The organism is Pseudomonas sp. LS-2 (assembly GCF_003605735.1).
Classification (GTDB): Bacteria; Pseudomonadota; Gammaproteobacteria; order Pseudomonadales; family Pseudomonadaceae; genus Aquipseudomonas.
In genome coordinates, this window is the sequence record NZ_QXTJ01000001.1 from 21111 (window position 1) to 44978 (window position 23868).

The following is a 23868-nucleotide window of genomic DNA, read 5'->3' on the forward strand; positions in this document are numbered from 1 at the left end:
CAAACATATGGCAGTCCTGCGAAGCGAGGTTAAAGCCTTCATAGTTCAGGCGCTGGCCTGCTTCGACACGCCCTCCCAAGTGGTGGAGGCAGTCAAGAACGAATTCGGCATCGTGATCAGCCGCCAGCAATGTGAATCGCACGACCCCACGAAGTTCGCCGGTAAGGGTCTTGGCGAGAAGTGGGTGACGCTGTTCAACCACTGCCGCACCAGGTTTCGTGAAGAGACCGCAGACATCCCGATCGCCAATCGCGCCTATCGACTTCGAGCCTTGGGCCGGATCGTCGAGAAGGCCGAGACCATGCGCAACTTGCCGCTCGCGCTTCAGGTGCTAGAGCAAGCAGCCAAGGAAACGGGCGACATGTACGTGAATCGGCAGAAGAAGGCCGATGACGAAGGCGAGACGGTTGTTCCGACCTCGGTTGAAGTTCGTGTGATTGATGCGAGGAAGCGGGATGCCGAGCCTGAACGTTCCCCAGGCTGAGTTCCTGCAGCTGCGTCATAAGTTTCGAGGGTTTGTTGCGGGGTTCGGTTCAGGGAAAACGTGGGTAGGGTGCGCGGCGCTCTGCAAACACGTCTGGGAGTGGCCGGGCATCAACTCTGGCTACTTCGCCCCGACATATCCGCAGATCCGCGACATCTTCTTCCCGACCATTGAAGAGGTGGCGTTTGACTGGGGATTGAAGGTCAGGACGAAGGAGAGCGACAAGGAAGTCGACTTCTACAGCGGCAAGCAGTACCGCAGCACCACGATATGCCGCTCGATGGAAAAGCCACAGACCATTGTCGGCTTCAAGATCGGTCATGCACTGGTCGACGAGCTCGACGTACTGCCAGCGCTCAAGGCTCAGCAGGCGTGGCGCAAGATCATCGCCCGGATGCGCTACAACGTCCCGGGCCTGAAGAACGGCGTGGATGTAACAACGACCCCTGAGGGATTCAAGTTCGTCTACCAGCAGTTTGAGAAGCAGCTTCGAGAAAAGCCGCACCTAAGGTCGATGTATGGGCTGATCCAGGCCAGCACCTTCGACAATGAGCTGAACCTGCCGGACGACTACATCCCATCGCTGATGGAGTCGTACCCCGAACAGCTGATCATGGCGTACCTGAACGGCAAATTCGTCAACCTGACATCGGGGACGATCTACACCGCTTACGACCGCACGCTCAATGGCAGCCAAGAGACAATCCAGCCTGCCGAGGCCCTGTTCATTGGTATGGATTTCAACGTCGGCAAGATGTCGGCGGTGGTCCACGTTAAACGCTTGGGCTTGCCGCACGCAGTTGACGAGATCGTGAACGGCTACGACACGCCAGACATGATCAAGCAGATTAAAGAGCGGTACTGGTTTTACGACGGGAACGAGTACCGGAACACCCGACAGATTCGGATCTATCCAGACGCCTCGGGCGACTCCCGAAAGTCAGTGCGTGCCAGCGAGACAGATATCTCGCTGCTCAAGCAGGCCGGATTCATGGTCGTGGCTCCCGCAGCTAACCCTCCGGTCAAGGACCGCATCAACTCCATGAACGCGATGTTCTGTAACGCGTCAGGCGCTCGCAGATACCGCGTAAACGCTGATAAGTGCCCAACCTACGCCGATGACCTTGAACAGCAGGTATGGGCTGACAACGGCGAGCCTGACAAGAAGCAGGGCAATGACCACCGGCCAGATGCCGGCGGCTACTTCATTCACAAAGAGTACCCAATCAACAAGTACTCCCTCGTAGGTGTTTCCTAATGGGTGCCATCCGATACCTGAGCGACAAGCTCGTCAACCTGGTGGCCAATCTCGGCACCGATCGCGACAAGTCCTCCGGTACGACCTACGGCCCAGCGCTGATGACCGACGAGGAGCTGATCAACGCATATCGCGGGTCATGGCTTCCACGCAAGATCGTCGAGGTGCCAGCGCTGGATGCGTGCCGCAAGTGGCGTAACTGGCAGGCCGACAAGAGTCAGATCGAGAAGATCGAAGCCGAGGAAAAGCGGCTTGGTATCAAGGCGAAAGTCCTGGATGCCATGATCAAGGCCAGGCTATTCGGTGGGGCCGCAGTGTTCATCGGTACCGGAGACCGCGACCTGTCGACGGAGCTCAACCCGGATCGTATTAAGGCTGGCGGGGTGAAATACCTCACGGTCATGACGCGCCGCAATCTCCACCCGACAGAGCTTGAGCAGGACCCGCAGTCACCGCGATACGGCAAGCCCAAGGCGTACACGCTGGCCGGCACGTCGATTGGCATGGAGATTCACCCCTCGCGCCTGATGGAGTTCATCGGCGCACCGCACCCAGATGCAGAGCTGGCAATGGGGACTGAACAGGGGTGGGGCGATTCGGTGCTGCTGGCCGTGATGGAGGCGGTCAAGCACGCTGACGCGACCATGGCCAACATCGCCAGCCTGATCTTCGAGGCCAAGGTCGACGTAATCCGCATCCCTGACTTCATGCAGAACATGCAGGACAAGGCGTACGAGAAGCTGATCCTTGAGCGTCTGCGCCTGGCGGCCATGGCGAAGGGCATCAACGGCACGCTGATCCTGGACAAGGAAGAGGAGTACGAGAGCAAGTCGGCGAGCTTCGGCACACTGCCTGACATTCTAGATCGCTTCCTTCAGGTGGTTTCCGGCGCTGCCGATATCCCTGCGACCCGGATGTTGAGCCAGTCACCGGGCGGCCTGAACGCCACGGGCGACTCCGATCTGCGCAACTACTACGACAGGGTGCAGGCGCTGCAAGAGCTTGGCATCAGCCCTGCCATGAGCGTCTCGGACGAATGCCTGATTCGCTCTGCGCTCGGCACTCGACCGCCGGAGATTCACTACAACTGGGCGCCGCTATGGCAGTCCACGGCCAAAGAGCGTTCCGATATCGGCAAGACTACAGCCGACACCATCAAGGTGCTGAAGGACAGTGCTCTGTTCCCGGACGAGGCTCTCAGCAAGGCGGCAGTAACGCTGCTGGTCGAAAACGGCGTAGTGCCTGGGCTTGAGTCAGCCATTGCACAATTCGGTAGCGCTCTGCCTGAAGAGGACGAAGAGCCGCCGGCAGCTGCGCCCGGGGCCACGGCAAAAACCATTACTGACGCCGCACCTCGCAGTTTGTACGTGTCCCGCGCCGTACTGAACGCAGGCGAGATCATCGCATGGGCCAAGTCGCAAGGGTTTGACACGACCCTACCTGCGGATGACATGCACGTCACCGTGGCCTACAGCCGCGAACCGCTGGACTGGATGAAGGTTGGCGAGTCGTGGTCAGGCAACGGCAAGGGCCAGTTGTCCATCGCACCAGGCGGCGCGCGGCTGATCGACAAGTTCGGCGAAGGTGCTGTGGTCCTCCTGTTCAACAGCTCCGAACTCGCGTGGCGTCACGTTTCGATCATCGAGGCGGGCGCGTCGTGGGATTGGCCGGAATACCAACCTCACATCACCTTCACCTACGAGCCCGGCAGCGTTGACCTGAGCAAGGTTGAGCCCTATCGCGGCGCCATCGAGCTTGGGCCGGAAATCTTCGAGGAAGTCGTCGAGGGCCGGCAGGACAACCTCAAGGAGCAGTAATGATCTTCACCGACTCAGTGACTGTCTCGGGCGTACGGCGTACCGCGGACGGCTATCTCGTGGGCGAAGCGCGCGTGGCCCGTACCGGGATTCAAGACTATCTCGGGACCGAGATTGATCCTGAAAACGAGCACGGGTTGCGCGACAAGCCGATTGTTCGAGTGTATCGCCCTGAAAGCGCGGTATTTCACCAGGACGCCATGCAGTCCTACGCGTATCGGCCCATGACCAATGGTCACCCGGGCGGCGACGGCGTCAATTCCAAGAACTGGAAGGACGTAGCCATCGGCCAAACCGGCGGCGAAGTGGTTCGTGACGGACAGTTCGTTAAGGTCCCGCTCGTTCTCATGGATGCCAAGGCTATTGAGGACTGGGAAGCCGGTAAGCGCGAGCTCTCCATGGGCTACGGCGCCGAGGTTGTCTTTCAGGACGGCGTGAGCCCCGAGGGCGAGCCGTTCGACTGCTATCTCGGCCCGATGAAGATGAACCATATGAGCCTCGAGCACCGAGCTCGCGGCGGCGACCAGCTTCGCTTCGGCGACAACACCCCCACACCCCCACAAGGAGGCCATCAAATGGCTGACACCCTGCGCACGGTCATTGTTGATGGCCTGTCCGTTCAAACCACCGATCAAGGTGCCCAGGCTATCGACAAGCTGACCAAACAGCTGGCCGATGCCGGGGTGAACATCAAAACCCTGACTGATGCCCATGCCGCTGCTCTGGCGCTGAAGGATGCTGATCTGGCTAAGAAAGACGCCGAGATCGACAGCCTGAAGGCCAAGCAACTCAGCGATGCAGACATCGATGCGCGAGTAACTGCCCGCGCTGACCTGATCAGCAAAGCCAAGTCCATCGCCGATGCCGACTACACCGGCAAGACCGATGCTGACATCCGCAAGGCTGTAGTGATCGCCAAGCTGGGCGACGCGGCGGTGGCTGGCAAGGCTGACGCCTACATCGACGCCCGCTTCGAGATCCTGGTCGAGGACGCGGCGAAGAACCCGGCGAATGACCCGTTCCGCCAGCACATGATTCAGCAGGACGGCAAGACCGTCGGCGACGAATCCGAAAAGGCACGCCTGCAGATGATTGCAGACATGCAGACCGCTCACCTCCCAGCACAGGCCTAAGGAGAGTCCCGACATGGCTACTTACCAAAACACTTACGGCAACGCGCCGGCCAAGGGCCTGGTCGGCCAGATCGCGAGCGAGGAGAAGTGCAACAAGATCTCCCGCACCGTCGAGAACGCCGCCGGTGTCCGCTTCGGTGCCCCCGTCCAGCGTGGCGCCACCGATCACGGTGTTGTTCCGTTCGCTGCTGGCGTGTTCATCGGCTTCGCCGTTCTGAACCCTGCCGTTCCTCCTGTTGCAGTCGGCTCGACTCTGGTCGACGGCTACCCGCAGTACTTCACCGGCGCCTTCATGACCCAAGGCCCAATGAAGGTGCAGGCGGGTGGTGCGGTCTCTGATGGTGGCGCCGTTTACTACAACCCGACCACCAACCGCTATGTCGGTGCCGCAGGTGCTGGCGTCGTCGGCCCACTTCCTGAGTGCGTGTTCGACAGCACCGGCGTCGATGGTGACATCGTCGAAATTTCCATGGGCTTGCGCCCAATCGCTGCCGCTTAAGGCTGAGGACTCGCGAAAATGACTCAATTTGCTGACGCACAGGCCGCGTTTCCGTTTGTCCTGGCTCAAGGCCGGAACATCGAAACCCGCGTCTACCAGCGCCGTTACCCGACCTTCAACTACGGTGCGCATGTGCCGGTCGTTACCGAAGGTCAGCCATGGGCAATCGGCACCACCTTCTTCACCGTCGATACAGCGGGCGAGGCCAAGTTCCTCAGCGGCGCCGGCACCGACATGCCTTTCAACCAGGCAACCCGCGATCAAGCTTCGCACGACTTCGCCATGATCGGTTCCGGCTGGGAATGGAACCTGGAGGAAGTGAACCAGGCCGCGCTGTATGGCATCAACCTGAACGACACCAAGGCGATGAGCGCTGCGGACAAGGTTGAGCGTCTGCTGAACGACATCGCCATGCGCGGCTCGACCGAGAAGAACTGGACCGGCCTGCTCAACGACGGCAACGTTTCGCGCGTGGACGCAGCAGCCAGCGGCACCGGGAACTCCACCTACTGGGCGCTGAAAACCGTCGACCAGATCATGGATGACGTCAACGGCGTGCTGGGCAGCATCCGCACCAACAGTGGCGAGGTCGAATGGGCCGACACCCTGCGGATGCCGCCCGACGCGTTCCGCCTCGTCGCAACTCGCCGCATGGGTGCCGGGGACGGTTTCATGACCGTGCTCGAGTATATTCGCCGCAACAACATCTACACGGCGGAAACGGGTCTGCCGCTGGACATCCAGCCGATCCGCGAGGCGCGCAATGCTTCTCAGGACGGTGGCGGTCGTCTGGTGGCGTACCGCAAGGACCCAGAGGTTCTGCGTTTCCACCTGCCAATGCCTCGCCGCGTTCTGGCAGCCCGTCAGAAGTCCATCATGGGCTTTGAGACCGGCATCATTGCCCGCACCGGCGGTACCGAAGTTCGTCTACCGGGCGCCATGGCGTACCTGGACGAAATCACCGCTCCAGCAGCCTGATAGGAGATCGTCATGAAAGTGACCAACAACTCGAAGGCGCTGCAAGGCGTGCATTCGGCGACCGGCGTGGTGTTCTTGCAGCCCGGCGAGAGCAAGGATGTGGATCTGACAGAGGCTGGCCACAAGCTTGCCTCTCGTCTGGACTTCCTGAAGTTCTCTGGCGCTGCGCCAAAGTCAGCCGAAGGAGAGAGCGACAAGGAAGCGCTGCTCGCCAAGCTGAAAGCTCTGGGTATTGAAGCTGGGAAAAACTCCAGCATCGACACTCTCCAGAAGCGACTCGCCGAGGCTCAGGATAAGGCCAAGGTCGAGCTGATTGCTCAGCTCAAGGAAAAAGGCGTGGAAGTCGGCGACGACGTCACCCTCGAAGAACTGCAGGCTGAACTGGCCAAGCATCAGTAACAACCCGGGGCGGTTCGCCGCTCCACCTATTCGAGACATCCCGATGCCAGACTTTTACGGAACAGTCGCTGCTGCCGACGCCTACAACGCTGCGCGCGCGAACACTGCGTGGACCGGCGATGAAGTGGCGAAGCAGGCCGCACTGTTGCGGGCATCGGTCTACATCGACGGCCGATACCGGAAGCAATTGCCATCTGGTGTGTGGGCCTCGCTTTTCCCAGGCCTCAAGACTGGCGGTAGAGCACAGGCCCGTGAGTGGCCTCGTACTGGAGCTGCTGACTACGAAGGCAACGTGCTGCCGGATGATGCGGTGCCGATCGAGGTCGAGTACGCCACTTACGAGGCCGCATGGCGCGAACTGAGTTCTCCCGGCAGCTTGAGCCCTGACTTTGTAGCCTCCCAGACCATCAAGCGCGAAAAGGTCGGCCCGCTGGAGACGGAGTATGCGACCGGCACGCTGGCCGATGGCGCTGCCTCGGTGCGGCCTGTCATCAGCATCATTGACGAGATCATCGCTCCGGTGCTGGTAGCTCGCTACGTGCTACCGGTGGCGGTGGTGGTATGACCGAGAACGACATCCTTGCCGCGATAGATGGGCTCAGCCCAGCGTTACAGCGTGCCTACCTCGATCAGGTTCGGTCTATCGTCGATGCTGCTGTCATCGCTGATGTTGCGCAGAAGATCGAAGACGGTGACGACCATGGGTTGCTCCTGCTTGTCGGGCTCGGCTCGTTGATCGCTTTTATCGAAGCCCTGCGCACTACCTACATCAAAGGTGGATCGACCCCAAAAGAGAAGCCACCAGGTGGTAAGCGTGTTCAGTTCGATCAGCATCAGCCGGAAGCCCAGCAGTGGCTCACGCAGAACGCTCAGCGGACTGTCGAGCAGCTACAGGCCGAAAGCGCAGAAGCCGTGCGCGCGACCGTCGCGGCAGGTAGGACCGCAGGCCAGTCTGCTTACCAGACAGCCTTGGACATTGTAGGTCGAACCAGCAAGCAGACAGGCAAGCGCGTTGGTGGCGTGATCGGCATCCCCGGCGCAGACGCATTGACCATCATTAATGCCAAGAAGCAGTTGCTCAGCGGGGACGCCGAGGAGCTGAGGAATTACCTACGGCGTGTTGATCGTGAAAAGGCCATGGACGGCATCGTCACCAAGGCGATCGAGGCGAAAAAGCCTATTGCTGCGCCGGATGCACAGCGCATGGTCGCCGCCTATGCGGACAAGAAACTGAAGAATCACGCGCTCTTGGTTGCCCACAGGAACGCTCTTGAAGCCTACAACGCTGGGTTTCATCGGTTTTACGAACAGCTAATGTCGCAGGCCACACGGCCTTTGCTGATCGAGAAGCTCTGGCGCAACAAGGGCGACATGAAAGTCAGGCATGCACATGTGTTGCTGGGTGGCCAGCGGATCACGATGGGGCAGCTCTTCCAGTCGGAGACCGGTGCCGCACTGATGTATCCCGGCGATTCCGCTCACGGCGCCGAATGGGCAGATCTGGCGCGCTGTCGCTGCACAGTCAGTTATAGGGTGACCTGGTGATGGCTGATATCTATGACCGCGCGAAGGCTCAGGCTACGCGAATGCTTGCCCCAAGAAGCAAGGGCGGGAAGGGCGCTGAGATGACCCTCACGCGCAAGGTGACAGGTGCTTACGACCCTGCCACCGGAAAGCCAACAGTGACCATCACCCACTACACAGGATCGGCATTCAGAGATGCGTTTGAGCTGAAGAGCATCGACGGAACGCTGATCCGCCGAGGTGATGTTCAGTTGCTTGTCTCGCCCGTTCAGGTCAGCGGTGAGGACATGCCGAAGCCGCTTGAGACCGATACCGTTGTTTTTGATGGCGTGACCTACACGGTAGTCGCCGTGCAGCCGTGGGATTACGCCGGCGTTGCAGTTGGCTTTGAAGTCCAGGCGAGGGCGTGATGGCGAGATCCAACAAGTACGCGGGCCTGCAAAGCACGTTCTCGGAACAGCTGAACATATTCCGGAACGACGCGCTTGAGGCTATCGATCAAACGTTTCGGGATGTCGTGATAGCTGTTGGCGAGACGGTCATCGCACTCAGCCCCGTAGACACTGGTCGTTTCAAAGCCAATTGGCACATTACGTTCGACAGTCCCGATACTGAAACCTTCCCCGAGGATTTCGACAAAGAAGGGAGCGTCGTCATTGCCCAGTTGATTGCTGCCATGAACGACTTCACGGTCGGGCAGACCGTGTATCTGCTCAACAACCTCCCATATAGCGTGCCGCTCGAGTATGGGCACAGCCAGAAAGCTCCGAGTGGCATGGTGCGCGTAACCCTCGCGCGCTTTCAGCAGATCGTCGATGACGTCGTCAGGGCCAACCAGATATGAGCCATCGAATTATTCGCTCTCTGTTCGAGCAGCGCCTCGCTGCGTGGGCTGCCGCGCGCGACCTGCGTATTGCATACCAGGGCGTAACCTTCGAGCCGACCGACGACGAAACATACCTGGCCGCCTTCACTCTTCCGGCGGGCACGAACACCAACACCCTTGCCGGCGACCATCGCGTCTATACCGGCGTGTTCCAGATCAATGTCGTCACGCCTGCCGGTAACGGCACTGGCGATGCGGAGGGCCTGGTAGATGACCTTGGCGACCTTTTCCCGGCCTATCTGCGATTGAGGCAGGGTGACTTCGAGGTACTGGTGCTCACCCCGGTCGAGCCCGGCCCTCCGATTCAAGCCGACAACACACTGACTGTATCTGCGTCGTTTCAGTACCGCGCCGATACCAACTGACCCGCCCATTGGGCAAACCCTGAACCCGCCATGTGCGGGTTTTTCATTTCTGTACGAGGACTAAACCCAATGAGCGCAATTCTTCCCAACGGCTCCATTTTGGAGATCGCGTCGACCTACAGCGTAGCCAAGCTGGTGACGGCTATCACCAACGCGAACCCGGCTGTGGCGAGTGCTGCTGCGCACGGTCTGGCCGAAGGCGACATCGTCGTCGTGAACTCTGGCTGGACCCGCTTGAACGATAAGGTCGTTCGCGTGGCTGATCCTGATTCTGGCACCTTCGAAATGGAAGGCATCGACACCACCAAGACCACCGTTTACACGGCGGGCTCAGGCGTTGGCTCGGTCCGCGCCGCAAGTGGCTGGGCACAGATCAGCCAGGTCACCGACAGCACCAGCTCCGGCGGTGATCAACAGTTCACCACCTTCGGATTCCTGGAAGAGTCCGATGATCGTCAGCTGCCGACCACCAAGTCGCCGATCAGCATGTCGATCACCGTTGCCGATGATCCGTCCCTGCCGTACGTGGGACCGGTCGAGGCAGCGGACGAAGATCGTGAGCCGCGCGTAGTCCGCCTGACCCTGCCGAACGGCTCGGTCATCTACTACAACGCGTACGTGTCGATCACCTCGACCCCGACGCTTTCCCGCAACAACATCATGACCCGCGTCATCACCCTGTCGCTGGCATCCCGCCCAACTCGTTACCAGGCGGCCGCGTAAATCATGCCGAAGATCAAGATTGCCCAGAACCCGACTTTCAAAGCGAAGGTCGCCATCCCGCGCGTGGGCGACAAGCCAGTCGACGTGGATTTCGAGTTCAAGTACATGGACCGCGTTGCGCTGTCGGCTCTGTTCGACAAGTGGAACGTAGCCCGCGACGAGCATGCAGCGAAGGTAACCGAAGGCGGCCTGTCGTGGCAGGAGGCGACGGCTGACGAGATCGGCATGCAGGTCAACCAGATAAAAGACATCGTGGCTAGCTGGGGCTTCGACGACAAGTTCAGCGACGAATCCATCACTGCTCTGGTCACCACCTGCGTGGGCGCGCCCAAGGCCGTGCTGGATGCCTACCAGGCTGCATACCAACCGGCCCGCTTGGGAAACTGACGGCGACGGCCCGGATTCTGTACGAGTCCGGACCGTCTGATGCGGATCTGGCCGCCTTTGGCATGACCAGGGCGGATCTCCCAGAGGTTGAGCATGAGGTGCTGGCCGATGCCTGGCCGGCCTTCAGGCTGTTCGAGGCCATGTCCACTCAGTGGCGTGTCGGTATGGGCGGCGCCATCGGCCTCGACTATTCCGCCATTCCACCCACTGCCTCCATGCTCGGCATGAAGCGCAAAGAAATCACCGAGGCCTTCCACGACCTTCGAGTCATGGAGGCCGAGGCCTTGCTCATCATGAGCGAATCGAAATAGCGGAGCGAGCATGCCATCGATTGCTGAACTCGGGATCAAGGTCGATTCGACCGATGCCGCGCAGGCGAGCTCCGACCTCGACAAGCTCACGGCGGCGGGTGGGCGGGCCGAGAAAGCTGCGGAAGGTGTCGCGCGGGGGGCTGACAAAGCTTCGAAGGCTATCAAGAGCCAGGCGGATGAGCTGGCAGACCTGCTGGGCGAAATTGATCCGACGGTTAAGGCTTTGGGTCGTCTGGATGAGCTGGAAACCAAGCTTTCAAAGCACAAGGGTGTAGGCCTGGACGCTGCGACGTTTAGCGAATACCAGGCGAAGATCGACCAGTCTCGCGCGAATCTCACAAGGTTCGACGACTCGCTTTCGCGCACCGGCAACACGGCCAAGCAAACTGCCGCGGCTCTACGGACTGTGCCGTCGCAGTTTACGGACATTGTGACCAGCCTTCAGGGCGGTCAGGCGCCATTCAGCGTCCTGCTTCAGCAAGGTGGTCAGCTCAAGGATTCCTTTGGGGGTGTAGGTGCTGCCGCAAAAGCCATGGGCAGCTATGTGCTGGGGCTGGTTAATCCATTCACGCTGTCGGCTGCTGCCGTAGGAGTTTTGGGCGCTGCGCTGCTGTCTTCGCAGTCTCAGTTCAACGAGTACAACAAGGCAGTCATCAGCACGGGCGGCGTTGTCGGTAAAACGGCCGACCAGTTGTCCGCGTTCGCCACCACTCTCGCGGATGGTCGGCACTTCACCGAGGCTGGCGAGGCAGTTCTGTCGCTCGCGCAGAATGGCAGGCTGACCGGCGAGGTGTTTCAGGAGGTTGCTCGAGCAGCGACCGAGACCGCGGCCGCCACCGGGCAAAGCGCGGCAAGTATTGCTGATCAACTGTCCTCTACCAAAGGCAAGGTCACAGACCTCGCTGTCGAGTACAGCAACAAATACGGCGTCATCACTCAGTCCACCTACGATCAGATCCGCGCTCTGGAAGAGCAGGGCGACCGGATGGGGGCTATCAAGACCCTGTCCACCGCTGTTGCGGATGAGATGACCCGCCGCAACAAGGAAATGGAAGACTCCACTCGCGGCCTTGCGAGAGCGTGGAATGAAGTACGCACAAGCATCAGCAGTGCATGGAATCAACTGAAAACCGGCCTGCAAGCCAGTCCTGAGCTGTTCCGGCTGCAAGTGTTGCAGGGTCAGCTACAGGATGCACAGGAACTGGGCAATCAGAAGCTGGTTGCCTACTACCAGCAGCAAATCGCGGCAGCCCAGAAGGTAGTCGACCTTCAGCAGCAGAAGGCCGCGCTGACCGGGCAGGAAGAGTCGAGCCGCCGTCAGCAGATAGCGGGCGAGGACAAATGGCTGGCAGATGGTCTGAAATACCTGACCGACCAGCAAAAGATGGAAAAGGAGATCGCCGAGGCTCGCACCCAAGGCCTCAGTTCTGGTCGCTCCCAAGTGGAGATCGAGCAGCGCATCAGCGACATCCGCAAATCGTACGAGAAAAAGCTGTCGGGACCGGCGAACCAGCTGGATCTGACCAGTTTCAACGACACGCAGAATCAGCTCAAGGCGCTGACTGCTACCTACAGCAACGCACAAAAGGACCTGGACGCCCAGCAGAAGGCCGGGATCATCTCTCAAGAGTCCTACGCAGCCCAACGCGCGGCGCTGATTCAGGCTGAGAAGGAAGAGGTCACCAACGCCTATCAGGCCGAGATATCGGCACTGGAGGCGACCCGCGACAAGACCTCAACCACCCCACAGCAGCGTATTGAGCTCGACCAGAAGATCGCCGATGCGCGCACCAGCATGGTGAAGGCGCAGCAGGATGCTGACACCGCGCTTTCAGTGCTGGCGACCAACGAGGAAGGTCGCCTTAACAATGCGAAGGCAGCGTCGGAGGCCTACGTCGCCCAGCTTGAGCGGCAGCGCGCAGCGCTGGGTCTGCAAGGAGATCGTGCGGCCGCATCGATTGGTCTGAGCGACCGGCGACAGGGATTGCAGAGCAGTCTTGACTCATCCACGGACAGGTTCAACGACGAACGGGCAAAACTTCTGGATCGACGCAAAACCGCTCCGGATAAATACAGTCAGGAAGATTACGAAAAGGACCTCGCATCCCTCACAACGGCTGAAGGCAAATATCGAGACACGGTTCTTTCCAATTACGACAAGGTGACAACAGCTCAGTCTGACTGGCAAAGCGGCGCATCGGCAGCATTTCAGAACTATCTGGAAAGCGGGCGAAACGTCGCCGGGCAGATGAAGACGGCCTTCACCAATTTGTTCGACGGCCTGACCGATTCCGTAGTGGATTGGGCCTTTGGTGCCGACGAGAGTTTCGGGGACGTGCTGCTGAGCTTCGGCAAGATGATTGCCAAAATGGAGCTTCAGGCCGCTGCATCCAGTGTGTTTTCGGGGGCTTCGAATGGCTCTGGCGGTCTGCTGTCCACCATCGGCAGCAGCATCTTCAGCAGCTTCACCGGAGGTTCGCCTTCTTCCGCTGGCTCAACTCAAGCTGGCTATTCGTCGACCTACTTCCCACAGGGCAGAGCCACAGGCGGAGACGTTTCGCCAAACACGCTTTATCAGGTCAACGAGAACGGGCCAGAGCTTTATAGCCAAGGCGGCAAGACGTTCCTGATGACTGGAGAGAGCGGCGGCAGCGTCACGCCACTGACGAGTGGGTCGCCGGGGCTGGCGGCAGGCGGCGGCGGGTCCTCACCAATCGCCGTGTCAATCCAAATCAGCGGCGACGGCACGTCTCAGGTAAGCAGCAATACCTCCGGCATGGAGCAGTTCGGCGCCGAGATCGGGCGATTTGTCGAGGCTCGCTACAAGCAGCTGGAGGCGAAGTCGCTTGGCCCGCAAGGGAACATCCGCAAAGCCATCAATGGGAGGGCGTAATGGCTGACACATTCACCTGGCGCCCTGATAAGTCGGCGCCGGGAACATTCACGGAGCGCATCCGTTCCGCCCAGTTTGGGCAAGGCTACAAGCAGCGCGCGGCGGACGGGATCAATAACGAAACCCAGTCATGGAACTTGACGTTTACCGGCGAGAAAGCACGGATCGCTGCGATTCTGGCGTTCCTTCGGGCCCAGAAGGGGTACAAGGCATTCATCTGGGCAACGCCATTCGACGGCCCCCTTTACTTCACATGTGACAGCTTTGCCCCGACGGATCTGGGCGGCAACGCATGGTCGCTCACTGCCACCTTTGAACAGACCTACCAGGTGACCTGATGGCCGAGAGCATTTACGAAGATGTCCAGAAGCTTGAGGCAGGGCAGTACGTTGAGCTGTTTGAGTTGGACCTCAGCGCGATCGCTGGCGACATCTACTACTTCCACGGCTACACCAAGCTTGGAGGGATCACCTGGCAGGGCGTGGAGTACTCGCCCTGGCCTATCAAGGTAGATGGCATGGGCATGACCGGGGAGGGGCAGCAAAGCAACCCGACATTGTCCGTAGGCAATGTCACCGGATTCATCACGGCTCTGTGTGCTACGTATCAGGATTTGATCGACGCGAAGGTTGTTCGCCACCGGACGCTGGGGCGCTACCTCGATGCCGTCAACTTCCCGGGTGGAAACCCTGAAGCGAATCCGGAGGAGCATTTCACGGATGACGTCTACACCATCGACCAGAAGCAAGCAGCGGACGCGTCGAACGCGACCTTCATTCTCAAGTCTCCGCTGATCGCCACCGACCGGAAGCTGCCAGGGCGCCAGATCGTTGCCAACTGCTGCCAGTGGTTGGTGATCGGCGGATACCGGGGCGCCTACTGTGGCTACACCGGCTCGGCCTACTTCACTGACAAGGACGTGCCGACCGATGACCCTGCCAAGGACATGTGCTCCGGCACTCTTCTTGGCTGCAAGCTGCGCTTCGGCGCAAACAACCCATTGCGCTATGGCTCATACCCGAGCGCTGGATATTGAGGTGTTGAATGAGGCTCTCGAAAGACACCGTCAAAGCAATCTATGACCACGCGAGAGCGTCGNGTCGAGCGAAGAAATATGTCCCGGCCCAAAACGCCGCCGAAAAGCCGGAAGACGATTTCAAAATCAGCGCTGAATCGTGGGCCTTTGCCGAAGACCAGGGCGAGATTGCTGCCATCGTCCACAGCCATCCCGGACAGTCAGCACGCCTCAGCCATGCAGATCGAGTATCGATGGAAGGAACTGGGCTGCCCTGGCTGATCGTCGAAGTTCGTGAGGGTGAGCCGGTCAGCCATCTGATACATGAGCCGAGTGGCTATCAGGCGCCACTGATTGGGCGTCAATTCAGGCACGGGGTTCTCGACTGCTACTCACTGGTGCGCGATTACTACCAGCGCGAGATGGGCATCACCCTACCGGAATACGACCGCGAAGATGGATGGTGGAACGAAGGGAAGGACCTTTACACCGACAATTTCGAGGGTGCTGGCTTCGTCAAAGTCGGGCCTGCAGACCTGCATCAAGGCGATTTGATCCTGATGCAGGTTCGCTCGCCAGTCCCGAATCACGCAGGCATCTACCTTGCGGATGGCATGCTCAAGACCGAGCCTGATCATCATCCGGTGCCGGGTTCGATCCTGCATCACCTGTACGGCCGTGATTCGAAACGTGATGTGTACGGCGGGTATTGGACCGAAGCCACACGTCTGGTCCTCAGGCACAAAGAAGCAAAACAGTGAGCGGCGCTACTCCGGTGTGTATCAAGTCCGTTACTGATCGTTTGTCCACACTGGATGGGCAGACAGCCCGGTGCTACCCTCGGCCCTTTCTCAATGAGGGATCATCATGCGAATTTTGATAGGGGCGCTGGCAGTTGCCCTGATGGCGGGCTGCGTGTCCCCGACGATCAGCCAAATGCGAGAAAAGGGCCCGGCAGCAACTTATACGTCGGCGAAGTCAGAAAGCGATTTGTCTAAATGCGTGCTCTTCGCCTGGCAGGACACCAGCCTTGCTGGGAGTGCGCCAGCGGTGAGCATTCAGCCTGGCCGGGATGGCGGGACTACAGTGACCACAGGAGGCAACGAGTATTTCGTTGACCTGAAAAGCGCTGGTTCAAAAACCTCAGCTCGGTATTACGAGGTGGGCGACACATGGATATCACGAAAGCTTCAGCCCGAGTTAAAGAGTTGCTTGTGAGAAGCTGACCAACAAACACAAACCCGCCACGGCGGGTTTTTTTATGGGTGGGGAAAATGGCTGAACGACTTCGGACCGTTAGGCTTTACGGGAAACTTGGCGCCAGATTCGGCCGCGTACACCGCATCGCGGTCAGTTCAGCAGCAGAGGCTATTCGCGCACTTGGCGTTCTGCACAAGGGCTTCAACGAATTCTTGTTAACGTCCAAAGATATGGGTCTGGATTTCGCAGTTTTCTATGGGCGCAGAAACTTGAGTCAAGGCGAATTACGAGATCCTCCCAGCCACAACGACATTCGTATAGCTCCAGTAGTGCAAGGGAGCAAGAGCGGCGGGGGGCTGCAAACTGTCATCGGCGTCGTATTGATCGCCGTAGCAAGCTATTTCTCAGGTGGCCTGGCTGCAGGAGGTGCCACCTTGTACGGCTCTGCGGCGGGGGCTGCGGCTTGGACGGTAGTGGGCGCAGTCGGCTTTTCTCTCGCCATCGGCGGCATTGCCCAAATGATCACGGGCACCCAAACAGGCATTGACAGCAGCGAAGCTGCGGACAACCAGCCGAGCTACAACTTCTCAGGCATCAAGAACACCGTCACCCAAGGCAACCCGGTACCGCTGTGCTACGGCGAGATGACCGTGGGCTCCGCCATGATTTCACTGGGAATCGTCGCCGAAGACGAACAGTAAGGGCTTTCCAATGACCGACACCATCGTTCGCGGCTCCAAAGGCAGCGAAAGCAGCCACACGCCTGTAGAAAGCCCGGACAGCCTGATCAACACCAGTTACGCGAACATTTTGGACGCCGTCAGCGAGGGGCCTATCGTTGGGTTGGTTGACGGCCTTCGCTCCATTTACTTGGATGAAACGCCGATTCAAGGCACCGACGGCTCCATGAACTTCACCGGCGTCACCTGGGAGCAGCGCTTTGGCGAGCATGATCAGGATTACATCACCGGCTTTCCGTCTGTAGAGACCGAACATGCGGTTGGAGTTGAACTGAAAGCCTCTCAGCCGTGGACGCAGAGCCTGAGCAATCTGCAGTTGTCGGGTGTGCGTCTGCGACTCGGCGCGTCTGCGCTCTTTCAGCAGAACAGCGACGGTGACACCAACGGCTTTACTGTGAACTATGTGGTCGAGCTTTCAACGGACGGCTCTGATTACGTTCCGATCATCACCACGGCGTTTAACGGCAAAACCACCACCGGTTATCAGCGCTCTCATCGGATCGACCTCCCGGCTGCCGAAGAAGGCTGGTCTATCCGCGTCCGTCGCACCACGCCTGACTACACCGATGCCAAGATCGGCGACACCACGACTGTCGTCAGCTACACCGAAGTCATCGACGCCAAGCTGCAATATCCCTACACCGCTTTGGTTGGGATCAAGATCGATGCGAGCCAGTTTTCGAACATCCCCGAGCGCGCTTTCCGTATCAAAGGCCGCATCATCCAGGTACCGAGCAACTACGCGCCGGAATCGCGCACCTATACGGGTACTTGGGATGGCACGTTCAAACTGGCATGGACTGATAACCCGGCGTGGATATACCGCGACATCATCATCAATGATCGTTACGGGCTGGGGCGCTTCATCAACAGCGACAACGTCGACAAGTGGGAGCTGTATCAGATCGCGCAGTACTGCGATGCGATGGTCTCGGACGGCAAGGGCGGGCAGGAGCCTCGTTTCACCTGCAACCTCTACTTGCAGTCGCGCGCCGATGCGCTCCAGGTCTTGCAAGATCTGGCCAGCATTTTTCGCGGCATGGCCTATTACGCCGGGAGCGAAGTAGTCGCGTCCGCGGATATGCCAAATGACCCGGTGTACACCTACACCAATGCCAACGTCATCGACGGATATTTCAGCCGCCCGGGGTCGTCCGGGTCTACTCGCTTCAGCGTTGCGAAAGTAAGCTGGAGTGATCGGGACGACTTCGGCGCACAAAAAGTCGAGTACGTGCCGAACACAAAGGCCATCGCCCGCTACGGAATCCGCGAAACCGAAATCACGGCGTTCGGTTGCGTATCGCAAGGCCAGGCTCAGCGCCTTGGCCATTACACGCTGCTGACCAACCAGCTGGAAACCGGCACCATTCAATTCAGTGTTGGATTGGACGGCGTGCTCGCACGGCCTGGCCAGATCATCCGTGTTGCAGACCAGCACTACGCGGGCAAGCCAATCGGCGGCCGGGTCAAGGCTTCGACCACGAACAGCGTCACTGTTGACGATGACCTGACTGTCGCCGCCGGCGATACGCTGGTTGTTATCCAGCCGAACGGCACGGCGCAGACTCGCGTCATCAAAACCGTTGCCGGTCGCTTGATCACCGTCACCGAGAACTTCAGCGCGGCTCCGGTAACCGAGTCAGTCTATGCGATCGAGACCGCCGAGGTCGTGCCCGAAACCTATCGAATTCTGACCATCACCGAGAACTTCGGGGACGACAAGCTTCAATACGATGTCGTCGCGGTTCAGCACAACGCGAGCAAATTCGCGGCTATCGACAGTGGTGCACAGATAGTAATCCCGCCAACCACCACGCTTCCGAATGCGGCACAGGCGATGCCGACCAATATCCAGCTGTCGACCTACGAGGCCGTTAAGCAGGGTTTGACGATCGCAACCATGCGTATTACCTGGGAGCCCGCACGCAGCGCACAGAGCTATCAGGTCTGGTGGAAGAAGGATTCGGGCGATTGGATCTATGCAGGGATTACCTACACGGCGTCGATCGAGGTGTCGGGGATATACACCGGCACCTACACGGCTCGGGTATCGGCTGTTGGCGTCAATGGAAACTCGTCGCTGTGGGCGTATTCCGAGCCGACACTGCTCAACGGCAAGGAAGGTTTGCCGCCGGCGGTGACATCTCTGACGGCTACTGGACTGCTCTTCGGCATCAAGCTGAAATGGACTTTTCCGCCAGGTGCAGAAGACACTCAACGAACGGAGATTTGGTACAGCCCTGCGACTGATCTTGCGGCCGCGACAAAGCTCAGCGATCTGGCGTATCCGCAATCCGAATACACCCTTCAGGGGTTGCGTGCGGGCGTGCGTTTCTACTTTTGGGCACGTCTGGTCGACCGCACAGGCAACATTGGCCCATGGTATCCATCCAACGGAACTGTGGTCTCGGCTATTTCCAGCACTGACGCTGCCCCGATACTCGATCTGCTCGTCGGCGAATTGACCAAGGACCAATTCGGGCAGGACCTGAAATCGGAGATTGATGGCAAGGCCACGCAGGTGTACGTCGATCAGCAAATCTCTGACCTGGAGGGTCAGATCGATGACATCGTCAGCGGGGGAGTTTACGACCCCAACGCGGCATACGCTCGATACAACACCGTGCGCGTCGGCAACAACCTGTGGTCAGCGATTCAAGCAGTCCCGGCCAAGGCAGACGGCACGAACGGACCGCCCAATGCCACGTACTGGAAAAACGTGGGCACTGTCACGAACGACTTCGGGGCCGTAGCCGCGCAGGTTCAGCAGAGCAAAACGGACATCACCAACATCAACGGGACGTTGTCTTCGCAGGCGAGCACCTTGCAAGGCCTGCGTACTGACGTTGACAGTAAAGCCAGCTCGACCACAGTTCAGCAAATGGGGTCGACCGTCACCCAGCAAGGACAGATCCTCACTGCCCAGGGGCAAGCCATAACGTCGATCAGCAACAAGATCAACGACCCGGCCACGGGGTTGGATGCTCAGGCGGGCGCGATCAACAGCCTGAGCGGCACGGTAAACAACCAGGGAAACCAGATCAACGCCAATGCTCAGGCGATCAATGGTGTTTATGCGCAGGTCAACCCGACAATGGCGGGGGAGACAACATCGTATGCAGGTTCTGAACAAACCTACGTCGGGGTTTACTCCGTTCAGTCAGCGATCATTGAGGGGGATTACGCCCAAGGTCTGAGAACCGAAACGATCGCAGTTCAGGTGGGTCAGCAAAGCGCGGCTATCCAAGTCACACAGTCTGCAACTATCGTGGCCCAGAACACCGCAAACACGGCCAACAGTACGGCGAATGCGGCGAACACAACGGCGAATACCGCAAACGGCACCGCCACTAACCTGAAGAACCAGGTTGACATCTCGTATCAGGTCAAGCTCCAGGCCAATAACGCTGGCGACTTCACCTGGGCTGGGTTTGGACTTGGGTTGAGTAACGCTAGCGGGGTGTTTCAGTCTCGGTTTGTCATCGCAGCTGACCAGTTTGTGATCGCAACAACTCAGGGGGCGGATTACGCAACATCGCCATTTGCCGTAGTAGGTAATCAGACATTTATCCGCGATGCATTTATCAGCAAGTTGGCCGTCGTCAATGGCGTCGTTGGTTCCGAACTGTATTCCCAGAATCAGACTACTTACGGGACTCCACGGATGACGATCAACTTCAATCTGGGTGAGATACTTATCAGGAACAACGCCACAAATGGAAAATACCTGCAGCTTAATGAGGGTGGGCTTTACATGGTTTCCGGCGCTGTCACGGTGGTAGAACTTAGTATGGCCTAGGGAGGCAAATATGCCAGGATTAAGGATTCGTCGCCCCGACACCGGGGCGGTCATTCTGGAATTGACTGATCGCATAACCAGGCTTTTCGGGACAATAGTTATTACCTCGGCAAACAGGACTGGCAGCTACACGTATCCGGGGAGCGATGGTATTCCGTGGTATCACATGAGATTGCCGCCCGGAGTGCAGGACCCGGCCACCTCGCAGAGCCTGTACCCGCCGAGTGGAGACGTAACCCGCACCGGTCGGACACTGAGCTGGACCACCGTTCCGGTCGGCACTCAAATTGTTGTAGGGGTGTACTAGATGCCCACGGTAAGGTTCAGGAACAGCACAGGGAACGTGCTTATCGACGGGACATATAAGAACCTCGCTGTTCGGGCTTCTGGTCAGGTCACGACTGTTCCAACTTTCGTTCCGAACTTGTCACGAGCTTACCTCACGCTGCCTGCAGATCAGGCGGTGATGGCTTTCCGTTGCGCTAACCCTTGCTCTATCTTTTCCGTGACCTACTCTGGCGGCAACGCCACTTACGAATTCTGTACAGCCGGTGGCAATGCGGTCGTCAGCTATTGGCAGTTCGATCTACCGAAGTATACAGCCGGCCCGGCAAACTGGCCCAAGCTAATAGTAAGGGATCCGGTAACAGGCGAAGTGGTCTTCGACTCCCGCTTAAAGTACATGAGGATTTTGGACTTTATCGAGAGGTCGATGGTCGACGCCAACGCCAACCCCTACCAGCCAACCTATGCAGGCAAGGTGGTGGCGGTGGTCGAGTCTAAGCGCGCTTGGAATATGGTCAGTCAGTTGGTGCCGGGCAACCCCCCGTATGCAGTTGGCGGCTACTCCGGTAGTTTCGCCTCAACCCCGTCTAATACACAGGTCAGCATCGACAAGAACAGAGGATATTACGACTTCAGCGAGCAACCGGCCAACCCAAACGGCTATCCCGCTGGCTATTCCTACCAGTCCTCCTACATGGTCCTCGACGTTTCTAACTTTTAGGAAAAGAAATGGCACGGCAAAATATTGAACTAGGCACCGCACCCTCGGGTGTTGGCGGAGATACCCCGCGAAGCGCCAACATAAAGATAAACGCCAACTTCTCGGAGCTTTATAACGCTCCGGCCATCAATAGTTTGCGGGTCTTGGCCGGCGCCACCTATGGAAGCGGGCAGGGCGGGTATATCGGGTGGAACGATGCCGGAGATGGCAGTGGCTTCTCGGGCCACATGGCGTTCACTTGCAACCGAGGCGGCGGTAGCGGCGGATTCAGTTTTCGTTCTGTCCTGAGCGACAACAGCGCTGGCGGTCCACCAATGACCTACAGCTATGGCGGCGTCTTGAACGTCCCGGTCGGGATCCAGCTGGCGGGGCGTAACATCGTTGAGAGTGGTTCCAACGTGAACGGCAGCTATGTGCGATTCGCGGATGGCACGCAAGAGTGCTGGCTGCGCAACCTTGGCTTCGGTCCGGCGGGTGCAGGGGCAACTGCCTCTGCCTTCTGGACGCCACCCATCGCTTTCCTGGGCAATACCGCCACGGTCATGGCGACCCTGCAGTTTGCAGAGACGACTGATGCGTTCACCTGTTCCCGACTGAGCGCAAACCTTGGCAGCAACGGCGCCGTGACCGTAACGGCAAACTTCAGCGTTAACCAGGTATATCGAATCGGCTTGCATGCCGTAGGCAGGTGGTACTGATGATCATCAATCTTTCTCCGTTTCGCTCCGATGAGACGCTCACCGTCATCAAGTCGGGCGACGTCCTCACCGTGAATGGTGAAGCCTTCGACTTTTCACGCATGGCCGACGGCGACACGTTGCCGATGGGCGCCGTCGATTCCCAGTGGTTTGGCGGGCCGGTCGACCGCGTCGGCGCAGATCTGCTGCTGACGCTGCGGCTTCCACTGCCCATCAACTACAGCCAGGAGCAGGCCTACCCGGTGCCGCTGGCCAACGTCCCGGATGGCGAAGTGAGCTTGCCGCAGCCACTGCCGCTGCCCGCGGTTGAAGAATTCCCAATCATCGAGGCCGAGCAATGAACATCGATTGGAGCCAACTGATCACCAAGGCCATGAAAGATGCCGCGGCCGCCGCGCTCGCCCTGGACACCGCCAAGACTGAGTTGGCATCTCGCAACGCATCCGCTGCCGCCCAGATCGCGCGTATTCAGGATCGAGTGGACACGCTCGGTTACGGCGTCGACAGCGGCGAGGCCACCGAAGAGGACGAGGCCGAACTGGCTGCGCTGACCATCAGCCTCAAAGCCTGGAAGGCCTACAAGTTCCAGCTGGGCAAGGTTGCAACCCAGGCTGCATGGCCGAAATCACCGAGTTGGCCGATCGCGCCTGCTATCCCCGACATTGCCGCAGATCCGGCCGCACTGGCGCCTGACACCATCTGATCGCAGCACGCGACCGGACCCGCCATCGAGCGGGTATTTTTTTGCCTGGAGAAAACTGAATGCGCACATCGCAGAAAGGCATCGACCTGATCAAATCAGCTGAGGGCCTCCGTCTCGTTGCCTATCCCGATCCGGCGACAGGTGCAGAACCATGGACGATCGGCTATGGCTCGACCCGTGGCGTCGTAAAGGGCATGAAGATCACAGAGGAGCAGGCCGAACGAATGCTCATGAATGACATTGCCCGCTTCGAGCCGGAGCTTGATCGACTGGTGAAGGTTTCGCTGAACCAGAACCAGTGGGACGCCCTGATGAGCTTCGTCTACAACCTTGGCACGCCCAATCTGGCGTCATCGACCCTGCTCAAGCTGTTGAACGCCGGCGACTATGCCCGCGCCGCCGATCAGTTCCCGCGCTGGAACAAGGCGGCAGGTAAGGAATTGTCCGGGCTGACCAAGCGCCGCGCCGCCGAACAAGCATTGTTCCTGAGCAAAGCATGATCGCCGCGTTGAAGCTGGTCCCGGCGTGGGTGTGGGGAGTAGTGGTGCTGGTCATCGCCCTGTGCGTCGGATCATTTGCAGCGGCGTGGTTCTGGCAGGCCAATGCTTACGGGAAGGTGATCGCCACCAACGTATCGAGTTACCAATCCGACCGGACGCTGATTGCCAATGCTGCTTCAGCCCAGGCCCGCGACGCCCTGGCGAAACAGCAGGAAGCGGAGCAGAAGCTTGCCGCACTCGACAAAACCTCCACCGAACAGAAGGACAAGGCCAATGCTGAAAACGAATCTTTACGCCGCGCTGTTGCTGACGGCACTCGCCGGCTGCGCATCGCAGGCACCTGCTCAGCTGGTTCCGGTAACAGCAACGTGTCCCAAGCCACCAGCACCACCAGCGTGGGTGATGCAGGCTCCGTCGAACTCAGTCGAGAAACTGGACAAGCTGTTCTCGATCTCCGCAGAGCCCTCATTTCCGACCAAGCAGCCCTGAGGGCGGCGCAGGCGTACATCAGGCATGTATGTCGGTAGCGGCGTACTCCAAACAGCCGAAA

General features: G+C 59.1%; 27 protein-coding genes and 1 pseudogene. All 28 read left to right on the forward strand.

The window, feature by feature from the left end; translation table 11 throughout:
• Positions 1 to 7 precede the first annotated feature (7 nt).
• Entirely contained in the window at positions 8 to 484 is a 477-nt protein-coding gene (locus D3M70_RS00200) for a DUF2280 domain-containing protein (protein ID WP_120123351.1), read from the forward strand.
• A complete protein-coding gene (locus D3M70_RS00205) occupies positions 456 to 1742 on the forward strand; it encodes a terminase large subunit domain-containing protein (RefSeq protein WP_120123353.1) in 1287 nt (428 codons plus the stop codon). The genes D3M70_RS00200 and D3M70_RS00205 overlap by 29 nt, the downstream gene beginning before the upstream one ends.
• A complete protein-coding gene (locus tag D3M70_RS00210) occupies positions 1742 to 3559 on the forward strand; it encodes an anti-CBASS protein Acb1 family protein (RefSeq protein ID WP_120123356.1) in 1818 nt (605 codons plus the stop codon). Before D3M70_RS00205 ends, D3M70_RS00210 begins: the two co-directional genes overlap by 1 nt.
• Positions 3559 to 4692: a DUF2213 domain-containing protein gene (locus D3M70_RS00215; protein ID WP_120123358.1), complete on the forward strand. Its 1134-nt coding sequence runs from the start codon at positions 3559 to 3561 to the stop codon at positions 4690 to 4692. The genes D3M70_RS00210 and D3M70_RS00215 overlap by 1 nt, the downstream gene beginning before the upstream one ends.
• A 13-nt stretch (positions 4693 to 4705) precedes the next feature.
• The gene (locus D3M70_RS00220; RefSeq protein ID WP_120123360.1) at positions 4706 to 5191 is read left to right on the forward strand and encodes a hypothetical protein; all 486 of its coding nucleotides are present in this window, start codon (positions 4706 to 4708) and stop codon (positions 5189 to 5191) included.
• An 18-nt stretch (positions 5192 to 5209) separates the two neighbouring features.
• Positions 5210 to 6169, forward strand: a complete 960-nt coding sequence (locus tag D3M70_RS00225; protein ID WP_120123361.1) for a DUF2184 domain-containing protein — start codon at positions 5210 to 5212, stop codon at positions 6167 to 6169.
• A gap of 12 nt (positions 6170 to 6181) precedes the next feature.
• On the forward strand, positions 6182 to 6568 hold the full coding sequence (locus tag D3M70_RS00230) for a hypothetical protein (protein WP_120123363.1): 387 nt from the start codon (positions 6182 to 6184) through the stop codon (positions 6566 to 6568).
• 43 nt (positions 6569 to 6611) lie between these two features.
• Positions 6612 to 7133: a DnaT-like ssDNA-binding protein gene (locus D3M70_RS00235; protein WP_120123366.1), complete on the forward strand. Its 522-nt coding sequence runs from the start codon at positions 6612 to 6614 to the stop codon at positions 7131 to 7133.
• On the forward strand, positions 7130 to 8113 hold the full coding sequence (locus tag D3M70_RS00240) for a hypothetical protein (RefSeq protein WP_120123368.1): 984 nt from the start codon (positions 7130 to 7132) through the stop codon (positions 8111 to 8113). Before D3M70_RS00235 ends, D3M70_RS00240 begins: the two co-directional genes overlap by 4 nt.
• Positions 8113 to 8502, forward strand: a complete 390-nt coding sequence (locus D3M70_RS00245; protein WP_120123370.1) for a hypothetical protein — start codon at positions 8113 to 8115, stop codon at positions 8500 to 8502. Before D3M70_RS00240 ends, D3M70_RS00245 begins: the two co-directional genes overlap by 1 nt.
• Positions 8502 to 8936, forward strand: a complete 435-nt coding sequence (locus tag D3M70_RS00250) for an HK97 gp10 family phage protein (RefSeq protein ID WP_120123372.1) — start codon at positions 8502 to 8504, stop codon at positions 8934 to 8936. Before D3M70_RS00245 ends, D3M70_RS00250 begins: the two co-directional genes overlap by 1 nt.
• On the forward strand, positions 8933 to 9343 hold the full coding sequence (locus tag D3M70_RS00255; protein ID WP_120123374.1) for a phage tail terminator-like protein: 411 nt from the start codon (positions 8933 to 8935) through the stop codon (positions 9341 to 9343). The genes D3M70_RS00250 and D3M70_RS00255 overlap by 4 nt, the downstream gene beginning before the upstream one ends.
• A gap of 69 nt (positions 9344 to 9412) precedes the next feature.
• A complete protein-coding gene (locus tag D3M70_RS00260) occupies positions 9413 to 10066 on the forward strand; it encodes a phage tail protein (protein ID WP_120123376.1) in 654 nt (217 codons plus the stop codon).
• Positions 10067 to 10069: 3 nt separating this feature from the next.
• Positions 10070 to 10453, forward strand: a complete 384-nt coding sequence (locus D3M70_RS00265) for a phage tail assembly chaperone (protein ID WP_120123378.1) — start codon at positions 10070 to 10072, stop codon at positions 10451 to 10453.
• A gap of 62 nt (positions 10454 to 10515) precedes the next feature.
• Positions 10516 to 10764, forward strand: a complete 249-nt coding sequence (locus D3M70_RS00270) for a DUF1799 domain-containing protein (protein WP_120123380.1) — start codon at positions 10516 to 10518, stop codon at positions 10762 to 10764.
• A 10-nt stretch (positions 10765 to 10774) separates the two neighbouring features.
• Positions 10775 to 13657 carry a phage tail length tape measure family protein gene (locus D3M70_RS00275; RefSeq protein WP_120123382.1) on the forward strand — a complete coding sequence of 961 codons (2883 nt, stop codon included), beginning with the start codon at positions 10775 to 10777 and terminating at the stop codon, positions 13655 to 13657.
• Positions 13657 to 13995 carry a phage tail protein gene (locus D3M70_RS00280; RefSeq protein WP_120123383.1) on the forward strand — a complete coding sequence of 113 codons (339 nt, stop codon included), beginning with the start codon at positions 13657 to 13659 and terminating at the stop codon, positions 13993 to 13995. The genes D3M70_RS00275 and D3M70_RS00280 overlap by 1 nt, the downstream gene beginning before the upstream one ends.
• Positions 13995 to 14693, forward strand: a complete 699-nt coding sequence (locus D3M70_RS00285) for a phage minor tail protein L (RefSeq protein WP_120123385.1) — start codon at positions 13995 to 13997, stop codon at positions 14691 to 14693. Before D3M70_RS00280 ends, D3M70_RS00285 begins: the two co-directional genes overlap by 1 nt.
• Positions 14694 to 14756: 63 nt before the next feature.
• Positions 14757 to 15433: pseudogene (locus D3M70_RS00290) on the forward strand (C40 family peptidase); the annotation flags it as partial.
• A 106-nt stretch (positions 15434 to 15539) separates the two neighbouring features.
• On the forward strand, positions 15540 to 15890 hold the full coding sequence (locus D3M70_RS00295) for a hypothetical protein (RefSeq protein WP_120123389.1): 351 nt from the start codon (positions 15540 to 15542) through the stop codon (positions 15888 to 15890).
• A 56-nt stretch (positions 15891 to 15946) separates the two neighbouring features.
• Positions 15947 to 16573 (forward strand): tail assembly protein, encoded by a 627-nt coding sequence (locus D3M70_RS00300; RefSeq protein WP_120123391.1) that lies wholly within the window; start codon positions 15947 to 15949, stop codon positions 16571 to 16573.
• 10 nt (positions 16574 to 16583) lie between these two features.
• Complete coding sequence (locus tag D3M70_RS00305; RefSeq protein WP_120123393.1) at positions 16584 to 20411, forward strand: phage tail protein; 3828 nt, start codon at positions 16584 to 16586, stop codon at positions 20409 to 20411.
• 343 nt (positions 20412 to 20754) lie between these two features.
• The gene (locus D3M70_RS00310) at positions 20755 to 21417 is read left to right on the forward strand and encodes a hypothetical protein (RefSeq protein WP_120123394.1); all 663 of its coding nucleotides are present in this window, start codon (positions 20755 to 20757) and stop codon (positions 21415 to 21417) included.
• Positions 21418 to 21425: 8 nt separating this feature from the next.
• Positions 21426 to 22115 (forward strand): hypothetical protein, encoded by a 690-nt coding sequence (locus tag D3M70_RS32185; RefSeq protein ID WP_177418357.1) that lies wholly within the window; start codon positions 21426 to 21428, stop codon positions 22113 to 22115.
• Entirely contained in the window at positions 22115 to 22456 is a 342-nt protein-coding gene (locus D3M70_RS00320) for a hypothetical protein (RefSeq protein WP_120123396.1), read from the forward strand. Before D3M70_RS32185 ends, D3M70_RS00320 begins: the two co-directional genes overlap by 1 nt.
• The gene (locus D3M70_RS00325) at positions 22453 to 22818 is read left to right on the forward strand and encodes a phage tail protein (protein ID WP_120123398.1); all 366 of its coding nucleotides are present in this window, start codon (positions 22453 to 22455) and stop codon (positions 22816 to 22818) included. Before D3M70_RS00320 ends, D3M70_RS00325 begins: the two co-directional genes overlap by 4 nt.
• Positions 22819 to 22877: 59 nt before the next feature.
• Positions 22878 to 23318: a lysozyme gene (locus D3M70_RS00330; protein ID WP_120123400.1), complete on the forward strand. Its 441-nt coding sequence runs from the start codon at positions 22878 to 22880 to the stop codon at positions 23316 to 23318.
• Complete coding sequence (locus tag D3M70_RS32235; RefSeq protein WP_218568397.1) at positions 23315 to 23845, forward strand: lysis protein; 531 nt, start codon at positions 23315 to 23317, stop codon at positions 23843 to 23845. Before D3M70_RS00330 ends, D3M70_RS32235 begins: the two co-directional genes overlap by 4 nt.
• Positions 23846 to 23868: the final 23 nt, after the last annotated feature.